Source organism: Mycobacterium sp. IS-1590 (assembly GCF_001500025.1).
GTDB lineage: Bacteria > Actinomycetota > Actinomycetes > Mycobacteriales > Mycobacteriaceae > Mycobacterium.
The window spans coordinates 1-18,180 of record NZ_LQIW01000028.1 but is presented as its reverse complement, the minus strand read 5'-3'; the positions used below and the strand labels follow the sequence as shown (position 1 = coordinate 18,180).

The 18,180-nt window shown below is 67.8% G+C and carries 15 protein-coding genes; 11 read left to right on the top strand and 4 right to left on the bottom strand.

Annotated features, from left to right (window positions below; translation table 11 throughout):
• Positions 1-21: 21 nt before the first annotated feature.
• From AU197_RS17430 to AU197_RS17410, 5 genes are all read left to right on the top strand, one after another.
• Entirely contained in the window at positions 22-822 is an 801-nt protein-coding gene (locus AU197_RS17430) for an LLM class F420-dependent oxidoreductase (protein ID WP_064403958.1), read from the top strand.
• 52 nt (positions 823-874) lie between these two features.
• The gene (locus AU197_RS17425) at positions 875-1,552 is read left to right on the top strand and encodes a GntR family transcriptional regulator (RefSeq protein WP_064403957.1); all 678 of its coding nucleotides are present in this window, start codon (positions 875-877) and stop codon (positions 1,550-1,552) included.
• 48 nt (positions 1,553-1,600) lie between these two features.
• A complete protein-coding gene (locus tag AU197_RS17420; RefSeq protein ID WP_064403956.1) occupies positions 1,601-3,382 on the top strand; it encodes an ABC transporter substrate-binding protein/permease in 1,782 nt (593 codons plus the stop codon).
• Positions 3,382-4,125: an amino acid ABC transporter ATP-binding protein gene (locus AU197_RS17415; RefSeq protein WP_064403955.1), complete on the top strand. Its 744-nt coding sequence runs from the start codon at positions 3,382-3,384 to the stop codon at positions 4,123-4,125. Before AU197_RS17420 ends, AU197_RS17415 begins: the two co-directional genes overlap by 1 nt.
• 78 nt (positions 4,126-4,203) lie before the next feature.
• Complete coding sequence (locus AU197_RS17410) at positions 4,204-4,650, top strand: MarR family winged helix-turn-helix transcriptional regulator (RefSeq protein WP_064403954.1); 447 nt, start codon at positions 4,204-4,206, stop codon at positions 4,648-4,650.
• Between the two features lie 4 nt (positions 4,651-4,654).
• Here AU197_RS17410 and ggh read toward each other — a convergent pair whose 3' ends face one another.
• On the bottom strand, positions 4,655-5,995 hold the full coding sequence (gene ggh / locus AU197_RS17405; protein WP_064403960.1) for a glucosylglycerate hydrolase: 1,341 nt from the start codon (positions 5,993-5,995) through the stop codon (positions 4,655-4,657).
• 53 nt (positions 5,996-6,048) lie between these two features.
• On the opposite strand from ggh, the gene AU197_RS17400 reads away from it, so the two are divergent.
• Positions 6,049-6,717, top strand: a complete 669-nt coding sequence (locus AU197_RS17400; RefSeq protein ID WP_064403953.1) for an SDR family oxidoreductase — start codon at positions 6,049-6,051, stop codon at positions 6,715-6,717.
• A gap of 78 nt (positions 6,718-6,795) precedes the next feature.
• Here the strand turns inward: AU197_RS17400 and leuS are convergent, their stop codons facing one another.
• Entirely contained in the window at positions 6,796-9,639 is a 2,844-nt protein-coding gene (gene leuS / locus AU197_RS17395; protein ID WP_064403952.1) for a leucine--tRNA ligase, read from the bottom strand.
• 177 nt (positions 9,640-9,816) lie between these two features.
• On the opposite strand from leuS, the gene AU197_RS17390 reads away from it, so the two are divergent.
• Both AU197_RS17390 and AU197_RS17385 read left to right on the top strand, forming a co-directional pair.
• Positions 9,817-10,938, top strand: coding sequence for an LpqN/LpqT family lipoprotein (locus tag AU197_RS17390; protein WP_064403951.1), 1,122 nt, complete (start codon positions 9,817-9,819; stop codon positions 10,936-10,938).
• An 80-nt stretch (positions 10,939-11,018) separates the two neighbouring features.
• Entirely contained in the window at positions 11,019-11,372 is a 354-nt protein-coding gene (locus AU197_RS17385) for a hypothetical protein (protein WP_064403950.1), read from the top strand.
• Positions 11,373-11,376: 4 nt separating this feature from the next.
• On the opposite strand, the gene AU197_RS17380 is transcribed toward AU197_RS17385, so the two are convergent.
• Complete coding sequence (locus AU197_RS17380) at positions 11,377-11,982, bottom strand: YqgE/AlgH family protein (protein ID WP_064403949.1); 606 nt, start codon at positions 11,980-11,982, stop codon at positions 11,377-11,379.
• 112 nt (positions 11,983-12,094) lie between these two features.
• Here AU197_RS17380 and AU197_RS17375 point away from each other — a divergent pair, with 112 nt between their 5' ends.
• The 3 genes from AU197_RS17375 to AU197_RS17365 all read left to right on the top strand — a co-directional run bounded on the left by AU197_RS17375 (position 12,095) and on the right by AU197_RS17365 (position 17,574).
• Positions 12,095-13,378, top strand: a complete 1,284-nt coding sequence (locus tag AU197_RS17375; RefSeq protein WP_064403948.1) for an MFS transporter — start codon at positions 12,095-12,097, stop codon at positions 13,376-13,378.
• Positions 13,379-13,388: 10 nt separating this feature from the next.
• On the top strand, positions 13,389-14,165 hold the full coding sequence (locus AU197_RS17370) for a TIGR03084 family metal-binding protein (protein ID WP_064403959.1): 777 nt from the start codon (positions 13,389-13,391) through the stop codon (positions 14,163-14,165).
• A gap of 133 nt (positions 14,166-14,298) precedes the next feature.
• A complete protein-coding gene (locus AU197_RS17365) occupies positions 14,299-17,574 on the top strand; it encodes an AAA family ATPase (RefSeq protein ID WP_197415579.1) in 3,276 nt (1,091 codons plus the stop codon).
• Here AU197_RS17365 and AU197_RS17360 read toward each other — a convergent pair.
• Positions 17,569-18,054, bottom strand: a complete 486-nt coding sequence (locus AU197_RS17360; RefSeq protein ID WP_064403946.1) for a hypothetical protein — start codon at positions 18,052-18,054, stop codon at positions 17,569-17,571. The genes AU197_RS17365 and AU197_RS17360 overlap by 6 nt on opposite strands.
• Between the last annotated feature and the right edge of the window lie 126 nt (positions 18,055-18,180).

Below are 18,180 nucleotides of genomic sequence, written 5' to 3'. Positions count from 1 at the left end.
CACGCTGCGTACGGTTGAAGTGTGAGCTATCCGATTCGTGTGGGCGTGCAACTGCAGCCTCAGCACTCCCCGAAGTACAGCCATATCCGCGACGCGGTCCGACGCTGTGAGGATCTCGGTGTCGACGTCGCCTTCAACTGGGACCACTTCTTCCCGCTCTACGGCGACCCCGACGGAGCCCACTACGAATGCTGGACCATGCTGGGCGCCTGGGCCGAGCAGACGTCGCGCATCGAGATCGGCGCGCTGGTGACCTGCAACTCGTACCGCAATCCCGAGCTGCTGGCAGACATGGCACGCACCGTCGACCACATCAGCGACGGTCGCCTGATCCTGGGCATCGGTTCGGGTTGGAAGCAGAAGGATTACGACGAGTACGGCTACGAGTTCGGCACCAAAGGCAGCCGGCTCGACGACCTCGCCGCGGCGATGCCGCGCATCACGTCGCGTCTTTCCAAGCTCAACCCGCAGCCCACCCGCGACATCCCCGTCCTCATCGGCGGCGGTGGCGAGAAGAAGACGCTGCGCCTGGTCGCCGAGTACGGCGACATCTGGCACAGCTTCTCTGACAGCACCGAATACCCGCGCAAGGCCGAGGTTTTGGCGCGACACTGCGCCGACGTGGGACGCGATCCGGCGGCCATCGAACGGTCGGCCGGCGTGTCGGGAAAGACCGCCGAGGCCCTGATCGATGAGGCCGCTTCGCTGGCCGACCTCGGCGTCACGATGCTGACCGTCGGGGTCAACGGACCCGACTACGACTTGTCTGAAGCCGAAGCGTTGGTCCGGTGGCGCGACCGTCGTCAAAACGAAGGCGGCTGAACCAGCGTAACCGCTCCCGGCGAGGCGTGGTGCGTGAGAGACTGTCGCCGCCATGCCCAAAAAGTATGGGGTCAAGGAAAAAGACCTTGTGGTCGCGCACGTCGTGAACCTTGTCCTGACCGGCAAGCTCCGGTCCGGTGATCGAATCGACCGCAACGAGATCGCACAGGACCTCGGTTTGTCGCGCGTGCCGATTCAAGAGGCCGTCGTGCAGATGGAACACGACGGCATCTTGTCCACCCGGTATCACCGCGGGGCGTTCGTCGAACGTTTCGACGAGGCGTTCGTGCGTGAGCACCACGAGCTGCACGGATTTCTGACCGGTATGGCGTCGGCGCGCGCCGCCGCCGAGCCCGATCCCCGCGTCGTCGAACGGCTGGACGCACTGACCGACACGCTGCGCAGCACCCGCGACTCCCGCGCCTTCTACGACGCCGCATGGCAGTACCGCACCGTGATCACCGACGCCTACGCCGGCCCGCGGCTGACGGCGCTGATCCGGTCGGTCCAGGCCTTCACACCTCGCGCGTTCTGGGTGGCATACCTGAGCGACCACGACGAGATGCTGCCGTTCCACGAGGACGAGACCGCCGCCATCCGCGGCGGTGATGCGGAGGCCGCACGCGAGGCCTGTATCGCCCGCAGCGAGGCGATGGGCCACATCATGGTCACCGAACTGGTGCGACGTGGTGTGCTGCGCGGGACCGGCGCCTCGTCGGTGACATTCTGATCGAGCCCAACCCGGCGAACGCGCGGCCCTGACCGATACGTTGCACAGATGACCCCGTTCGCGCGGTTCGGCAGGATCTTGGTGGTTGCGCTCGTCGCGGTGCTGGTGACCGGTGTCGGTCTGGCCGGACCCGCCCACGCCAACGTGGACCAGTGCACACCTCCCGGGATCGAGAGCGCCAGTGCACTGCCGACCAACCTGGCCGCGGCGGCGACCGGACCCGAGGAGGACCGGTACACCACGCCCTCGGTGGTGCCGCTGGCGGCGGTCAACGTCGACGCGCTGGGGCTGATCCAGCCGGGCACCCTGACCGTCGGCACCCTGTCGGATGCGCCACCGAGCATCTGCATCGACTCCGCCGGCCAGTTCACCGGCTTCGACAACGAGGTGCTGCGCGCGATCGCCGACAAACTGGGCCTGCGAATCAACTTCGTCGGCACCGAGTTCTCCGGGTTGCTCGCACAGGTGGCAGCGCGACGCTTCGATGTGGGGTCCTCGTCGATCACCACGACCGAGCCCCGGCGCCGCACGGTCGGTTTCACCAACGGCTATGACTTCGGCTACTTTTCGCTCGTCGTACCCACGGGTTCGCCGATCACCGGCTTCGACGAGCTGGCCCCCGGACAACGCATCGGCGTGGTGCAGGGCACCGTGCAGGAGTCCTACGTCATCGACACCTTGGGCCTGGAGCCCGTCAAGTACCCGGACTACAACACCGTCTACGCCAGCCTCAAGACCCGGCAGCTCGACGCGTGGGTGGCCCCGTCCCAACAGGCGTCGGGGACCGTACAGCCCGGCGATCCGGCCGAGATCATCGAAAACACCTTCAGCTTGGACAATTTCGTCGCGTGGGCGGTGGCCAAGGAGAACCGCCCGCTCATCGACGCGCTGAACTCCGGGCTGGACGCCGTCATCGCCGATGGCACCTGGGCGCGGCTGTATTCCGAATGGGTACCGCGGGCGCTGCCGCCCGGTTGGAAGCCGGGGTCAAAGGCGGCTCCGCCGCCGCAACTGCCGGACTTCAATGCGATCGCCGCGGAGAACCAGCAGGCCCCGGCCGGGCCCGCTGCGCCGAAATCGACTCTGGCGCAACTGAAGGACTCGTTCCTCAATTGGGACCTGTACCGGCAGGCGGTTCCGGACCTGTTGAAGACCGGGCTGCCGAACACGCTGATCCTGACCGTCAGCGCAGCCGTCATCGGCTTGGTGCTGGGGATGCTGCTGGCGGTCGCGGGGATCTCGCGGCATCGTTGGCTGCGGTGGCCCGCGCGGGTGTACACCGACATCTTCCGCGGCCTGCCCGAGGTGGTCATCATCCTGCTGATCGGGCTCGGGGTCGGCCCGGTCGTGGGCGGGCTCACCGGCAACAACCCGTTCCCGCTGGGCATCGCCGCGCTGGGCCTGATGGCCGCCGCCTACGTCGGGGAGATCTTCCGGTCCGGCATCCAGAGCGTCGAAGCCGGCCAGATGGAAGCGTCGCGCGCACTGGGCTTTTCGTACACGGCATCGATGCGGCTGGTCGTGATACCCCAGGGCGTCCGGCGGGTGCTGCCCGCGCTGATGAACCAGTTCATCTCGCTGCTGAAGGCCTCGTCGCTGGTCTACTTTCTCGGACTGGTGGCCGACCAACGTGAGCTGTTCCAGGTCGGACGCGACCTCAACGCCCAGACCGGCAACTTGTCACCGCTGGTGGCCGCGGGCTTCTTCTATCTCCTGCTGACCGTGCCGCTGACACATCTGGTCAACTACATCGACAACCGGCTACGACGCGGACGAAAACCCTCCGAGGAGGACCCGCTTCCGATGGCGAAGTCTCAGGAGATGATCTGATGAGCACATCGGCCTTCGATCCGGTGTCGTTGAGCGCCAACGACATCCACCTCTCGTTCGGTCCCAACCCGGTGCTTCGCGGCGTGGACATCGATGTGCCCGCCGGCAGCACCGCGGCGGTGATCGGGCCGTCGGGGTCGGGCAAGTCCACGTTGTTGCGGACGCTGAACCGGCTCTACGAGCCCGACCGCGGCGACATCCTGCTCGACGGCCGCTCGGTGCTGGCCGACAATCCCGACCAGTTGCGCCAACGCATCGGGATGGTCTTCCAGAACTTCAACCTGTTTCCGCACCGCAGCGTGCTGGACAACGTGACACTGGCTCCGCGCAAGCTCAAAGGGCTCAGCGCCGACGAGGCCCGCGAGCTCGGGCTGGCACACCTGGACCGCGTCGGCCTGCGCAACAAGGCCGAGGTGCGGCCGACAACGCTGTCCGGCGGCCAGCAGCAGCGGGTGGCGATTGCGCGGGCGCTGGCGATGGCGCCGCAGGTGATGTTCTTCGACGAGGCGACCTCGGCGCTCGACCCGGAGTTGGTCAAGGGCATCCTCGCGCTGATCGCAGACCTCGGCGCCGACGGCATGACCATGGTGGTGGTCACGCACGAGATGGGCTTCGCCCGATCGACGTCGGACGCCGTGGTGTTCATGGACCACGGCAAAGTGGTCGAGACCGGACCACCGGAGCAGATCTTCGACGCCGCCGAGACCGAACGCCTGCAGCGGTTCCTCTCGCAGGTGCTGTGAGCGGGGCCGTCGACGACTTTGAAATAACGCGTCCGTCACGCATCCTGGCAGCGGCTGACAGGTTAGACTGCCGAAATTATGGCGGAAGTCGTCGAACCGCAGGTCGCGGAGCTCTCAGGAGAGCTGCAGCGGGTTCTGTCCCGGGTTTTCTCCGTGCTGCGTCGCAGCGATACCGGCCGCACCGACGCAGGTGACCTCACGTTGGCGCAGCTGTCGATCCTGCTCACGCTGTTGGAGCAGGGCCCGATGCGGATGACCGATCTGGCCGCCCACGAGCGTGTCCGCACGCCCACGACCACGGTCGCGATTCGCCGGTTGGAGAAGTTGGGCCTGGTCAAACGCTCACGCGACCCGTCGGACCTGCGCGCGGTGCTCGTCGACATCACCCCGGAGGGTCGCGCCCAGCACCAGGAGGCGCTCGAGGTCCGGCGCGCGCATCTGGCCAGCCTGCTGTCGAGGTTGAGCCCGGAGGACATCGAGACGTTGACCAAGGCCATCGACCCGCTCGAGCGGCTGGCCGAGTAGCGGGCTAACCCAGCCAGTCCAGGACGGCGGCCGCCGTCCACGATTGCTGCATACTGCCCAGCGGCTCGCCGGTGAAGGGTTCGTAGTACTCGGCGAACGTTCCGTCGCTGGCCTGCCGCAGTCCCTCCTGGCGCAGCAGACGCGCGCGCTCGGCCCAACCGCGGCGCGCGAAGCACCACGAGAACAGCCACGTCATCACCGGCCAGACCGGCCCGCGCCAGTACTCGCGCGCACGGAAGTCGCGCGACACCGGCGACGTCGACGGGATGCAGGCGTACCTGAGGTCGGGATGAGCGCAGAACCGCGGGCCCTCCAGCAGCTTCACCAGCGCGCGTTCCTTGTCGTGGGGCAGGCCGCCGCACAACAACGGGGCGAACTGCGCGACCGTTTCGGTGGCCACCCATCTGCCGGCTTTGAGGTCGAAATCTCGTGCCGCGCCGGTTCTTTCGTCGGTCGTGTCGATGACGCCGTCGCGGAACCGCTGGCCCCACGCGTAGAGCTCGCGGACGTCGGCGCGGGGTCTGCCGTAGTCCTCGCCGATCTCGGCCAGTACGTCACAGGCGACGGCGAGAATGGCCGAGACGAACACGTCCTCGACCGCGAAACTCATGACCTTGGGCAACAATTCGTCGTCGTAGCGGGCCGACTTCATCTCCTCGAGCAACCAGAGGTAGCGGTCGTACTCCAGGTCGGAGGGGCGCTGACTGGCGTCGGTGACGATCGTGTTGTCCTCGCGCTGGTATTCCGGCACGTTGCCCGGAATCACGTTGGCATAAGCGCTGTCCCAGCGCGGAGAGTTGTCCATACCGGACTCCCAGCCGTGGTACAGCGTGACCCGGCCGTGCTCCTTCGGGTCGCGGGCCTCGGCGAGCCAGCGGTGCCACTGGACGAGATCGGACCAGCGGCGGTCCAGGAACGCCTCGGCGACGGCGCGGGTGGACCGACCCCGGGTGCGGGCATGGTCGAGGATGCGCTGCACGGCGATCGCGTGCACCGGCGGCTGGGTGATGCCGGAGGTGTGCCGGTTGCGGGGCGCGTGCGCGGCCAGCGCGGACGTGGCCCAGCGGGCTGGGCCGGGGAAATACCCGTCGACACCGTTGGCGAAGACGATGTGCGGGATCATCCCGTTGGTCCACTGCGCCGAGAGCAGGGTGTCGAGTTCGACCACCGCGCGCTCGACGCTCAGCGGGGCCAGTCCGATCGCCACGAACGCCGCATCCCAGCTCCACATGTGCGGGTACAACAGCGGCGCGGCGGTCGTCATGGTGCCCAGGTCGTTACCCCGCAGCAGGTATGCAGCGCGTGCCGCGAGCTGCGTGGGAGCGAAGCTGTGGTCGGGTGGCATCGGTTCCATGATGCGACGCTTTGCGGCGAAACGCAGATCGGTAGGGTTTCGACATGCCGACCGCGATGATCACGGGTGCCTCACGGGGGCTCGGGACGGCGATCGCCACGGCGCTCGCCGACAGCCACACCCTGTTTCTGGCGGGTCGACCGTCGGCGGCACTCGACGAGGTCGCCGCGCAGTTCGGCGCGACCACGTGGCCGATCGACCTGGCTGACGTTTCGGGAATCGAGGCCGCGGTCGAGCCTATCGTCGAGCTGGACGTGCTGATCCACAACGCGGGGGTGGCGTTCCCGGGCCGGGTCGCCGAATCCACCATCGACGAGTGGCGAACCTCCATGGAGGTCAACGTCATTGGCGCGGTGGCCCTTACGTTGGCACTGTTGCCGGCGTTGCGCGCGGCGCGCGGACACGTGCTGTTCGTCAACTCCGGATCGGGAATCAATGCGTCGCCGGGCTTGGCGTCGTATTCGGCGAGCAAGTTCGCCTTGCGGTCATTCGCCGACTCACTACGCAACGACGAGCCGTCGCTACGGGTGACATCGGTGCATCCGGGCCGGATCGCCACCGAGATGCAAGAGGGGTTGGTCGCCTACGAGGGCGGCGAGTACGACCCGTCGCGGTTCCTGAGCCCGCAGAGCGTGGCGAAGGTGATCGCCGATGCGGTGCACACCCCGCCGGACGCCCACATGCACGAGGTCATCGTCCGCCCCCGCAAGTAGCCCCGCCGTTTGTGAATCCGACGACGCTCAGAGCGCCCAAACCGTCGCCAGAATCACAATCGAGCGGCGGGGCGGGGGTCAGACGACGATGTTGACGAGGCGGCCCGCCACCACGATCACCTTCTTCGGCGTCGCGCCGTTGATGAACGCCTGAACCTTCTCGTCGGCCAACGCGGCGGCCTCCAGCGCATCGGTGTCCGCGTCCGCCGCGACCGTCACCCGGCCGCGCACCTTTCCGTTGACCTGAACCGGGTACTCGACGGTGTCCTCGACCAGGTACTGCGGGTCGGCGACCGGGAACGGGCCGTGCGCCAGCGACGATTCGTGGCCCAGTCGCCGCCACAACTCCTCGGCCAGATGCGGGGCCAGCGGCGCGACCATCAACACCAGCGGCTCCAACGCCGCGCGCGCCGTCACACCCTCCTTGGTGAGGTGGTTCGTGTACTCGATCAGTTTGGCCGCCGCGGTGTTGTTGCGCAGGCTCGTGTAATCATCGGTCACACCGGCGATGGTGCGGTGCAACAACTTCAGCGTCGGCTCGTCGATCGCCTCGTGTTCGGCGACGCGGTTGGCGCCGGTCTCCTCGTCGACCACCAGCCGCCACACCCGCTGCAGGAACCGGTATGCGCCGACGACGTCCTTGGTGGCCCACGGCCGCGACGCCTCCAGCGGGCCCATCGACATCTCGTAGACCCGCAGCGTGTCCGCGCCGTAGTTGTCGCAGATCTCGTCGGGCGACACCGAGTTCTTCAGGCTCTTGCCGATCTTCCCGAACTCCTGGAAGACCTCGATCTCGCCGTCGGGACCCGACCAGTAGAACTTGCCTTCCCGCTCAACGACTTCCGCGGCGGGCACGTAGGCGCCTCGGGAGTCGGTGTAGGCGAACGCCTGGATGTAACCCTGGTTCACCAGCCGGCGGTACGGCTCGCAGGAGCTGACGTGGCCGAGGTCGAAGAGCACCTTGTGCCAGAAGCGCGCGTACAGCAGGTGCAGCACCGCATGCTCGACGCCGCCGACGTACAGGTCGACACCACCCGGGTCGTCGGCGCCGTGCTCGGCGGGCCGCGGACCCATCCAGTAGGCCTCGTTCTCCTTGGCGCACAACTCCTCTGAGTTGTACGGGTCGGTATAGCGCAGCTCGTACCAGGAGCTGGCGGCCCACTGCGGCATGACGTTGGTGTCGCGGGTGTAGGACTTGAGCCCGTCACCGAGATCCAGCTCGACGTTCACCCAGTCCGTGGCTTTGCCCAGCGGCGGTGACGGCTCACTGTCGGCATCGTCGGGATCGAACAGCACGGGCGAGTAGTCAGGCACGTCGGGCAGCTCGACCGGCAGCGCGGACTCCGGCAGCGGGTGTGCGCGACCGTCCTCGTCGTAGACGATCGGGAACGGCTCGCCCCAGTACCGCTGGCGCGCGAAAAGCCAGTCTCTCAACTTGTATTCGACGCGCTCCCGGCCGCGCCCCTCGGCCGCCAGCCGCGCGGTGATCGCTTCCTTGGCCGACGCGATGCTCAGCCCGTTGAGGTAGCCGGAGTTCACGATCTCGCCTTCGCCGGCGTAGGGGGCCTGCGTGACATCACCCCCGGCAACGACTTCCACGATCGGCAGCCCGAACTCGGTCGCGAATTCCCAGTCGCGATGGTCGTGTCCGGGTACAGCCATGATGGCCCCGGTGCCGTAACCGAGCAGCACGTAGTCGGCGATGAAGATCGGCACGCGTTGACCGTTGGCGGGGTTCGTCGCGTAGGTGCCGACGAACACACCGGTCTTGGTCCTGTTCTCCTGACGCTCCAGGTCGGACTTGGCCGCGATCGCGGACCGGTACGCGGCGACCGCTTCTCCCGGTGTCGCGGCGCCGTACGTCCACCGCTCGTCGACGCCGGCGGGCCACTGGTCGGCAACCAACCTGTCGACCAGTTCGTGTTCGGGCGCCAACACCATGTACGTCGCGCCGAACAACGTGTCGGGCCGGGTGGTGAACACCTCGATGTCCCCGGCATCGGTGCCGAAAAGGACAGAGGCTCCCGTCGACCGGCCGATCCAGTTGCGCTGCATGGTCTTGACCTTCTCCGGCCAGTCCAGCAGTTCGAGGTCGTCGAGCAGGCGATCGGAGTAGGCGGTGATGCGCATCATCCACTGCCGCAAGCGCTTCCGGAATACCGGGAAATTGCCGCGCTCGCTGCGGCCGTCGGAGGTGACCTCCTCGTTGGCCAGCACCGTGCCCAAGCCGGGGCACCAGTTCACCAGCGAGTCGGCCCGATAGACCAGTCGATACGAGTCGATGACGTCGGCGCGCTCACCCTTCGAGAGGTCTGACCACGACCGGCCGTCGTCGAGGGCGCGTGTCCCGGACTCGAACTCCTCGACGAGCTCCGCGATCGGCCTGGCCTTCTGCACGGCGGGGTCGAACCACGCGTTGTAGATCTGCAGGAAGATCCACTGCGTCCACTTGTAGTAGTCGACGTCGGTGGTGGCGAAGCTGCGCCGCGAGTCGTGCCCGAACCCCAGCCGGCCCAGCTGCCGCTTGAAGTTGACGATGTTGGCCTCGGTCCGGATCCGGGGATGCGTCCCGGTCTGGATGGCGTACTGCTCGGCGGGCAGGCCGAACGCGTCAAATCCCAAGGCGTGCAACACGTTGTGCCCGGTCATTCGGAAGTACCTGGCGTAGACATCGGTCGCGATGTAACCCAGCGGGTGCCCGACGTGCAGGCCCTCACCCGAGGGATACGGGAACATGTCCAGGACGAACATCTTGTCTTCGGGCACCGGCGAACCGTCGGCGGGCGCCAGCGACCCGACGGGGTTGGGCACGTGGAAGGTCCCCGCGTCGGCCCACCGCTGCTGCCAGGTGCGCTCGATCTGCCCGGCCAGCTCCGCGGTGTAGCGGTGCTGCGGGGTGTCGGTGGTCGGCGCGTCTGTCACGTGAACAGGGTATAAGCACGCCTATCCGCGATGCTTCGGCCACGGGTCGGTCTCGGTTGCATTGCGGGGATGTCAGAACACGGTTGCAGGTCGATTCCGACGCTGGTCGCCGTGCTTGGCAGGTCGATACAGTCAGCGCCTGACCTCTTCCCGTGCAGTTCGGAAGGACCGACGCAGATGATCGAGATCGCCCCTCGCTGGCGGGTTCTGGCCGCAGGTGTGGCCACCGCCACCGCCGGCGTCCTCGGCTTCGCGGGCACGACCGCATCGGCCGAACCTCTCGTTCCGCAGCCGCCTGTGCCCGCGCCGGCCACCGTCACGCAGACCGTCACCGTCACACCGAACGCTGCGCCCCTCACCCAACAGGGCGTGACCACGCCGGGTGTGACTTCTGCCACCGCGGGGAGCCCGGGCGCCGCGTCGACCGCAGCCGGTGCGGCGGCACCAGCGGGCGCGGCGGGCGCGGCAACTCCGGCCGGCGCGGCAACACCCGCCGGCACGGCCGCGACGCACGCCGGGACCGCGGCAGCGCCTGCCGGCACGACGGCCCCGGGCCTGGCCGCCCAGCCCGCCCCACCGGCGCAGGTCGCCACGATCACGCCCGCCGCCTCCGGCACGCTCTCGGAGTTCTTCGCCGACAAAGGGGTGAAGCTCGAGCCGCAGAACAGCCGCGAGTTCAAGGCGCTCACCATCGTCCTGCCGATGCCGCGCGGCTGGTCGCACGTTCCAGACCCGAACGTGCCCGATGCCTTCGCCGTGATCGCGGACCGGGTCGGCGGCAACGGGCTGTACACGTCGAACGCACAGGTCGTGGTGTACAAGCTCGTCGGCGACTTCGACCCCAAAGAGGCCATCAGCCACGGCTTCATCGACAGCCAGAAGCTGCCCGCGTGGCGTACCACCGATGCGTCACTGGCCGAGTTCGGTGGCATGCCGTCGGCGGTGATCGAGGGGACCTACCGCGAGAACAACATGACGTTGAACACCTCGCGGCGCCACGTCATCGCCACTGCCGGCCCGGACAAGTATCTGGTGTCGCTGTCCGTCACCACGAGCGTCGACCAGGTCGTCCCGGCCGCTGAGGCCACCGACGCGATCGTCAACGGTTTCCGGGTCACGGTGCCCGGGGCACCCGCCGCAGCACCACCCGCTGCGCCCGCGGCCCCCGGCGCCCCTGCTCCGGCCGCTCCCGGCGCGGCATCGCCGGTGTCGAATCCGCCGTCAGCTGCGACGGCGCCGGCCGCCCCGCGGTCTCCGAGCGCGACTGCGCTGGGAACCCAGCCGGGCCTGCCGGGTTAGGCCCGTCCCCCGGGCGAAGCCTGGCGCCCGGGGGACGTCCCAACTCGTCGGACGCGACGGGTCTCGATATTGTGTGGCCCATGCTCATCGCCGCGGTGCTCTGCCTGTGCGCTGCCGGCGCGATCGCCGCGGTCGGCGGCTGGCTGCTGCGACGGCCGCATCCCGAGGACCCGGTGCGCACGGTGTTGCGCTCGGTGGCACCGGTCCAACTGGCGGCCGCCGCGATGCTGGCCGCCGGCGGCGCCGTCGCACTGGCGGCCGATCCCGGCACGGCCACCGTCGTGTTGATCGTCTGCGTGGTCGGAGCGCTCGGAACCGTCGGGGCCGGATGCTGGCAGAGCGCGAAGATGGCCGCCCATCTGTCCAACCCTGAACGCAGCGAAGCCGGCGGCTGCGGCGGCGCGTGCGCCTCCTGCACGCTGTCCTGCAGTTGAGGAACTAGTTGCGGCTGACGTCGATCGGATGCGTCGCGAGCAACGACAGCGGCAGCGGCTGTCTGCGCAGCACCCGCGACCACAGGTCGACCTTCGGTTCGACCAGAACGTCGGATGGCAGCGCGGACAACACGATCCAGTCGTCGCGCTCGATCTCGCCTTCGAGTTGGCCGATCGTCCAGCCCGAGTAGCCGGCGAAGATTCTGATGCCCTCGACCACCGGGGCGATCGAGTCGGGATCGGCATCGAGATCGACCATCACCATCCGCCCCTGCACATGGCGCAGACCGGGACAGTCGGTGGCCTCCATCCCCGCGCGCAGAGTCGCCAGGCACAGCGCCGCATCGCGTTTGACCGGTCCGCCGATGAACATGGTCTTCGGTTTGGCGGCCAGCTTGGCCCACTGGGGCAACACGTTGTAGACCGCCGTCTCGCTCGCCCGGTTCAGGACGACGCCGAGGGTGCCGCCGTCGTTGTGTTCCACGACGTAGATGACGCTGCGGCGAAACGTCGGTTCCAGCAGGTCTGTGTTGGCAAGCAGCAGTGTCCCCGCCCGCACTCGCGGCGCGGCAGGCGCGATGAAATCCTCCGGGTCCTCTGACTGCGCCACCCGTCCATCATGGCACCGGCAACCCCGGTAGTTGCGCACAAGCGCGACGCTGCCCCGATATTTGTACTGTGGGTGCGGTCCGATCCGCCGCTTATCAGGAACGGGATCCCCCTTGGCCGATTTTCGCGCGCCCGTCGCCGTGTGGCGGTCGGTGCGTGGCCTGCCCGAGTTTCGGCGTCTGCTGGAACTGCGGCTGGTGAGCCAGTTCGGCGACGGGCTGTTCTCGGCGGGGTTGGCAGGCGCGATCTTGTTCAATCCACAGCGCGCCGCCGAACCGTGGGCGATCGCCGGCGCGTTCGCGGTGCTGTTCCTGCCCTACTCGTTGCTGGGTCCGTTCGCCGGAGCGCTGCTCGACCGCTGGGATCGTCGGCTGGTGCTGGTCGCGGCGAACGCCGGCCGCCTGGTGCTGGTGCTCGCCGTCGCGCAGCTGCTCGAATCCGGGGCGGGAGATCTGGCGATCCTGTGCTGTGCGCTGATCGTCAACGGGTTCACCCGCTTCGTGTCGTCCGGGCTGTCCGCGGCGCTGCCGCATGTCGTGCCCAGAGATCAAGTGGCGACGATGAACTCCGTTGCGATCGCGGCCGGCGCGGCCGCCGCGTTCCTCGGCGCCAACTTCATGCTGCTGCCGCGCTGGCTGTTCGGCGCCGACGACGCCGGTTCCGCGGTCATCATCCTCATTGTGGCCGCTCCGGTGGCCCTAGCCCTGTGGTTGGCGTGGCGTTTTCCGCCGCGGCTGCTGGGACCCGACGACAGCGCGCGTGCGGTACACGGCTCGGTGCTCTACGCGGTCGCCACCGGCTGGGTGCACGGAGTCAGAACCGTGACGGCGGTACCCGCCGTGGCCGCGACGTTGGCGGGCCTGGCCGCGCATCGGATGGTGTTCGGGATCAACAGCCTGCTGGTGCTGGTGATGGTGCGGCACACCGACACTGCGCAGGTCGCCGGGTTGGGCACCGCGGTGCTGTTCGTCGCGGCGACCGGCGCGGGCGCCTTCATCGGCGCCGCGGTCATGCCGGTGGCGGTGCGGCGCTGGGGCCGGTACGCCACGACCAACGGCGCGTTGGCGATCGCCGCGCTGGTCCAGCTGGCCGGGTCCGGCCTGCAGCTGGCGATGATGGTGGCCTGCGGGTTCCTGCTCGGTATGGCGGGCCAGGTGGTCAAGCTGTGCGCGGACAACGCCATGCAGCTTGACGTCGACGACGGCCTGCGCGGGCATGTGTTCACCGTGCAGGACTCGCTGTTCTGGATGTCGTTCATCGGGGCGATCGCGTTGAGCGCGAGCGTGATTCCGCCGGACGGACGCCAACCGGCGCTCGCGTTGGCCGGCGTCGGCGTGTATCTCGCCGGTCTGGCCGCACACGCGACAATCGCGAAACGGTCGCCGACCCCGGGCTAAGGTGGCCGGCATGGCTGGTGCCGCGCCGATGGTGGCCGACCTGCGCGCCGAGAGCGACGAACTCGACGCCCTCGTGTCCGACCTTCCCGCCGAGGGGTGGGCAGAACCCACTCCGGCCGAGGGCTGGACCATCGCGCATCAGATCGCACATCTGCTGTGGACCGACCGTGTCGCGCTGACCGCCGTCACCGACGAGGCCGCCTTCGCCGACCTGCTCGAAGAGGCAGGCAAGAACCCGACCGGCTTCGTCGATGCGGGCGCCGAGGAGCTGGCCGCCATGTCGCCGCCGGACCTGCTTGCCGACTGGCGCGCGACCCGGTCCCGGTTGCACGACGCGCTGCTGACCGTCGCCGAGGGCCGCAAGCTGCCCTGGTTCGGCCCGCCGATGAGCGCCGCGTCGATGGCGACGGCCCGGTTGATGGAGACGTGGGCGCACGGCCTCGATGTCGCCGACGCTCTCGGTGTGCGCAGAGAGCCCACCGCGCGGCTGCGGTCGATCGCTCACATCGGTGTGCGCACACGCGATTTCGCGTTCGTGATCAACGGCCTGGAGCCGCCGGCCGAACCGTTTTACGTCGAGTTGCGCGCACCGGACGGGTCGACCTGGTCGTGGGGACCGGAGGACGCGGCGCAGCGGGTGTCCGGTTCCGCGGAGGACTTCTGCATGCTGGTGACCCAGCGGCGATCGCGCTCGGAACTCGATGTGCGCGCCGACGGTCCGGACGCCGAGCAGTGGCTGGGCGTCGCGCAGGCGTTCGCGGGCCCGCCGGGGTCTGGCCGCGGCTAATCGCCCTTTTTGTCGAAGTCACTCCATTTGCCCACTTGTCGCCGCACGATTGAGGTGCCCGATGCGGGGGACTGTCATGGACTTCTACGCGCTGCTAGATGACGTGCTCGAACTTCTTCGAGAACGAGGGCGCGTGTCCTATCGCGCTCTCCGGGAGCAGTACGGACTGGACGACGAGCGCCTCGAGTCATTGTGCGCGGAATTTCATTACGCCTACGCCGACCGAGTCAGCGCGGACGGACAGGGCCTTGTTTGGCGGGCTAACGACGAGGCTCCCCCGGACGCGGAGCGGCGACAACTCACGGTGTTGTTCTGTGACCTCGTCGACTCGACACCGCTGTCGCGGCAGTTGGATCCGGAAGATCTCCGCGACGTAATGCGCGAGTACTACGAGATGTGCGGCACCGTGATCGATCACTTCGACGGCTACATCGCGCAATATCTCGGCGACGGTCTGTTGGTCTTCTTCGGCTACCCGCAGGCGCACGAGGACGATGCGCAGCGCGCGGTGCGGGCCGGGCTGGGGATGATCGACGCGGTCACCTCACTCAACACCCGGCTCCAGAGCCGGCACGGCGTCGAACTGGCGATCCGTCTCGGCTGCGATACCGGGCTCGTCGTCGTCGGTGAAGTGGTCGGAAAGGCCCGACACGAACTGATGGCGCTCGGCGATACCCCCAACATCGCGGCGCGCCTGCAGAGCGTGGCCGAGCCGAACACGCTGGTGATCGGTCCATTGACCCACGATCTCGTCGGCGGCTACTTCACCTGTCGACCCCTCGGGACGCCCGCTCTCAAGGGCGTAGCGACGCCACTGGAGATCTACCACGTCCTTCACGAAACGAGCGCCCGCACAAGGCTCGAGACGGTCAGCGCGACCGAACTGACACCGATGGTCGGACGGACCGCCGAAGTAAGCCTGCTCGAAAGACTTTGGGCCACAACGCGTGCCGGTAATGGCCGAGTCGTGCTGATCACAGGAGAGCCGGGCATCGGCAAGTCGCGGTTGGTCCATGCCCTTACCCAACGGGCAGCCGACCAAGACGCCTGGGTGACCGCGTGCCAGGCATCGCCGTATCACCGGGACACCGCGTTCCATCCCTTCATCGATCTCTTCGAACGGGTGGTGCTTCGCTTCGAGCGGCCCGAGACGGTCGACGACAAACGTCACAAGCTCGAAGCGTTCTTCAATGCCAGCGGCTTACCGCTCGACGATGCCCTCCCCCACCTCTGCGCGATGCTCTCCATTCCGCCGCCCGAGGATGCGACATTCCCCGATCTTCCGCCCGACCTGCAGAAGCAGCAGACGATGCTGGCGCTTCAGTCGATTCTTCGTCGCCGCGCCGCCACGCAACCGGTGCTCTTCATCGTCGAGGATCTGCACTGGGTTGACCCGACGACCGTCGAGTTCTTGACGATGTTCACCGACCAGATCCCCGACGTCCGGGTGCTCGCGGTGTTCACGTGTCGTCCCGAGTTCCGCGATCCCTGGACCGATCGCCCGGACATGACCCGGATCGACTTGGCTCGCTTGGGTGCCGACGAAGCCGTCGAGATGATCGGTCGGGTGGCCCGCGGGAAGCCCCTGCCCCGCGAGATCGTCGCCGATGTGGCGGCGAAGACCGATGGGGTTCCCCTGTTCGTCGAAGAGCTCACCAAGACGGTACTCGAATCGGGCCTGCTCACCGAGCGCGCGGACCGGTTCGAGTTGGCCGGTCCGGTCGCACCGTTGGCTGTCCCCAATACCTTGCACGACTCGCTGATGGCGCGCCTGGATCGTCTCTCGGCCACCAAGTCGTTGGCGCAGTTCGGCGCGGTGATCGGCCGCGAATTCAGCTACAGCTTGTTGACGGCCGTATCCCCGTGGCCCGAACACGTTCTCCAAGCGGGTCTCGCACAATTGGTCGCTGCCGAGTTCCTTTATCAACAGGGCGCTCCCCCGCAAGCGACGTACCGGTTCAAGCACGCGCTCGTTCAGGACGCGGCCTACCAGTCGCTACTGAAAGGCACCCGGCAGCAGCATCACCAACGGATCGCCGCTGCAATCGAATCCGCCTTCCCAGAGATTGTCGAGACGCAGCCCGAGTTGCTCGCCCGGCACTACACCGAGGCCGGTCTGACCGAACAAGCCGTTCCCTACTGGCTGGCAGCAGCCAAACGCGCACTCGGCCGCCATGCCAGCCAAGAGGCGGTGAACCACGCCAGCCGCGGACTGCAGTTGGTCGCGACGCTTTCCGACACGCCACGCCGAGCCTCCGTTGAACTGTCCCTGCAGCAGGTACTGGGTCCCGCACAGAGCATCCTGACCGGCCCCCATTCGGTGGAGCACGTTCACGCCCGTGCATACGAGTTGGCGCGCCAGCTGCGCAATACCTCAGCGTCGTTCCCCGCGCTTTCGGGCTTGGCTTACGCAAGGATTCTTCGCGGGCAGCTTCCGGAAGCGCGCCGGTTATCGGACGAGTTCCTGAAACTGGCCGAGCCGCATGGTGATGCGCTTGCCTTGGCGGCGGCCCATTGGATGGTGGCTTACTCCGCATGGTGGCAGGGTGACGTCGTGGATGTTCGCATCCACAGCCGTAGGGGCCTGGCGTACTACAACCCCGATCAGCACCTGGCGGGTATCGCCGCTTATAACCAGAATCCCGGCATCGTGTGCGGTTACCTCGATTCGCTGTCCAGCTGGGTCCTTGGCTATCCGGCCGAAGCGAGCGAAGCCATCGCTCGGACGGTGGCTCATGGCGAGGAACTCCAGCACCCATACAGCATCGCCATCGCACTCCTGTTCGCCGCCAAGCTGGCACAGCTTCGCCGTGAGCCCGAGAAAGCGCATGCGTTGGCCCAGGAGGCGCTGCGCGTCTCCACCGAGCAACAGTCGCAGGCGATGATGCTTTGGTGTCTGCTTCCGCGCGGTTGGGCGCGCGTGCAGCAGGGGGAGGTGGCCGCGGGAATCGCCGACATCCGCGAGGCGATGGACCGTCGTCGGGCGATGCGGATGGGTGCGGTGTGGCCCTGGTATCTGGCGCTGTTGGCGGAAGCCTACGGCGCTGCAGGCGAAATCGAGAAGGGCATGGCCGCCCTTGACGAAGCCGAGGAATGGGTCCGGCGCAACGACGAGCGCCTTTACGCCGCAGAAGTGCATCGCATTCGCGGTGAACTCCTGCTGAAGCAAGGCCGGCCCGATCCACCGCAGGCCGAGCGGTGCTTCGAGGCGGCGCTGGCCGTAGCACGCGATCGGCAAGCCAAGTCGTGGGAGCTGCGCGCGGCGACCAGTATGAGCCGTATGTGGGAGGCGGACGGACGGCGCGACGATGCGCGCGAACTCCTCGAGCCGGTCTACAGCTGGTTCACCGAAGGCTTCGAGACGGCCGACTTACGCGACGCCAAAAACCTGCTCGAACGCTTGTCATGAGAGTTCGGCGGCCGAGTCGGCACGGCCGTCGCCGTCACTGTCGGTCAGCTTGATGTCCCATGCACCGTCGGCGTCGGCGTCGACATAGGCGTCCTCGCCTGCAAGCGCGCGGTCGGCCAGCCCGTCGCCGTCACTGTCGGTCAGGCGGTCGTCGGTCTGGCCGTCGGCGTCGAGGTCGACCAGCGGCCCCCCGAACTGCTCGACACCGTCGAGCCCGAACCAGCGCAGCCCCCGCTCCACGCTGACCGCCCACGTTCCGGTGCCGTCGTCGGTGAAATAGGTTGCGGCGTCAGCATGGTCGCGCACCAGATGGTCGGCCACACCGTCGGCGTCGAGATCGGCCATCGCGTCGTCGAGCAGACCGTCACCGTCGAAGTCGATCCCGACCGCGTCGAACGCGTCGTTACCGTCGACGTCCAGATCGGGCGTCGCGGACCAGATCGTCGCGGAGCCGTCGCCGTCACTCAGGCAGTAGTCCATGCCTGATCGGACGCACCAGCCCGACCGCGGGTTCCATCGGTCGTTGAACCCGCGCGAGCGACCGCTGTTGTACGCGCGATGGCGGCGTGTCGGCGTGCAGACGCGGTCGCTGGCGGAGGTTGGGTG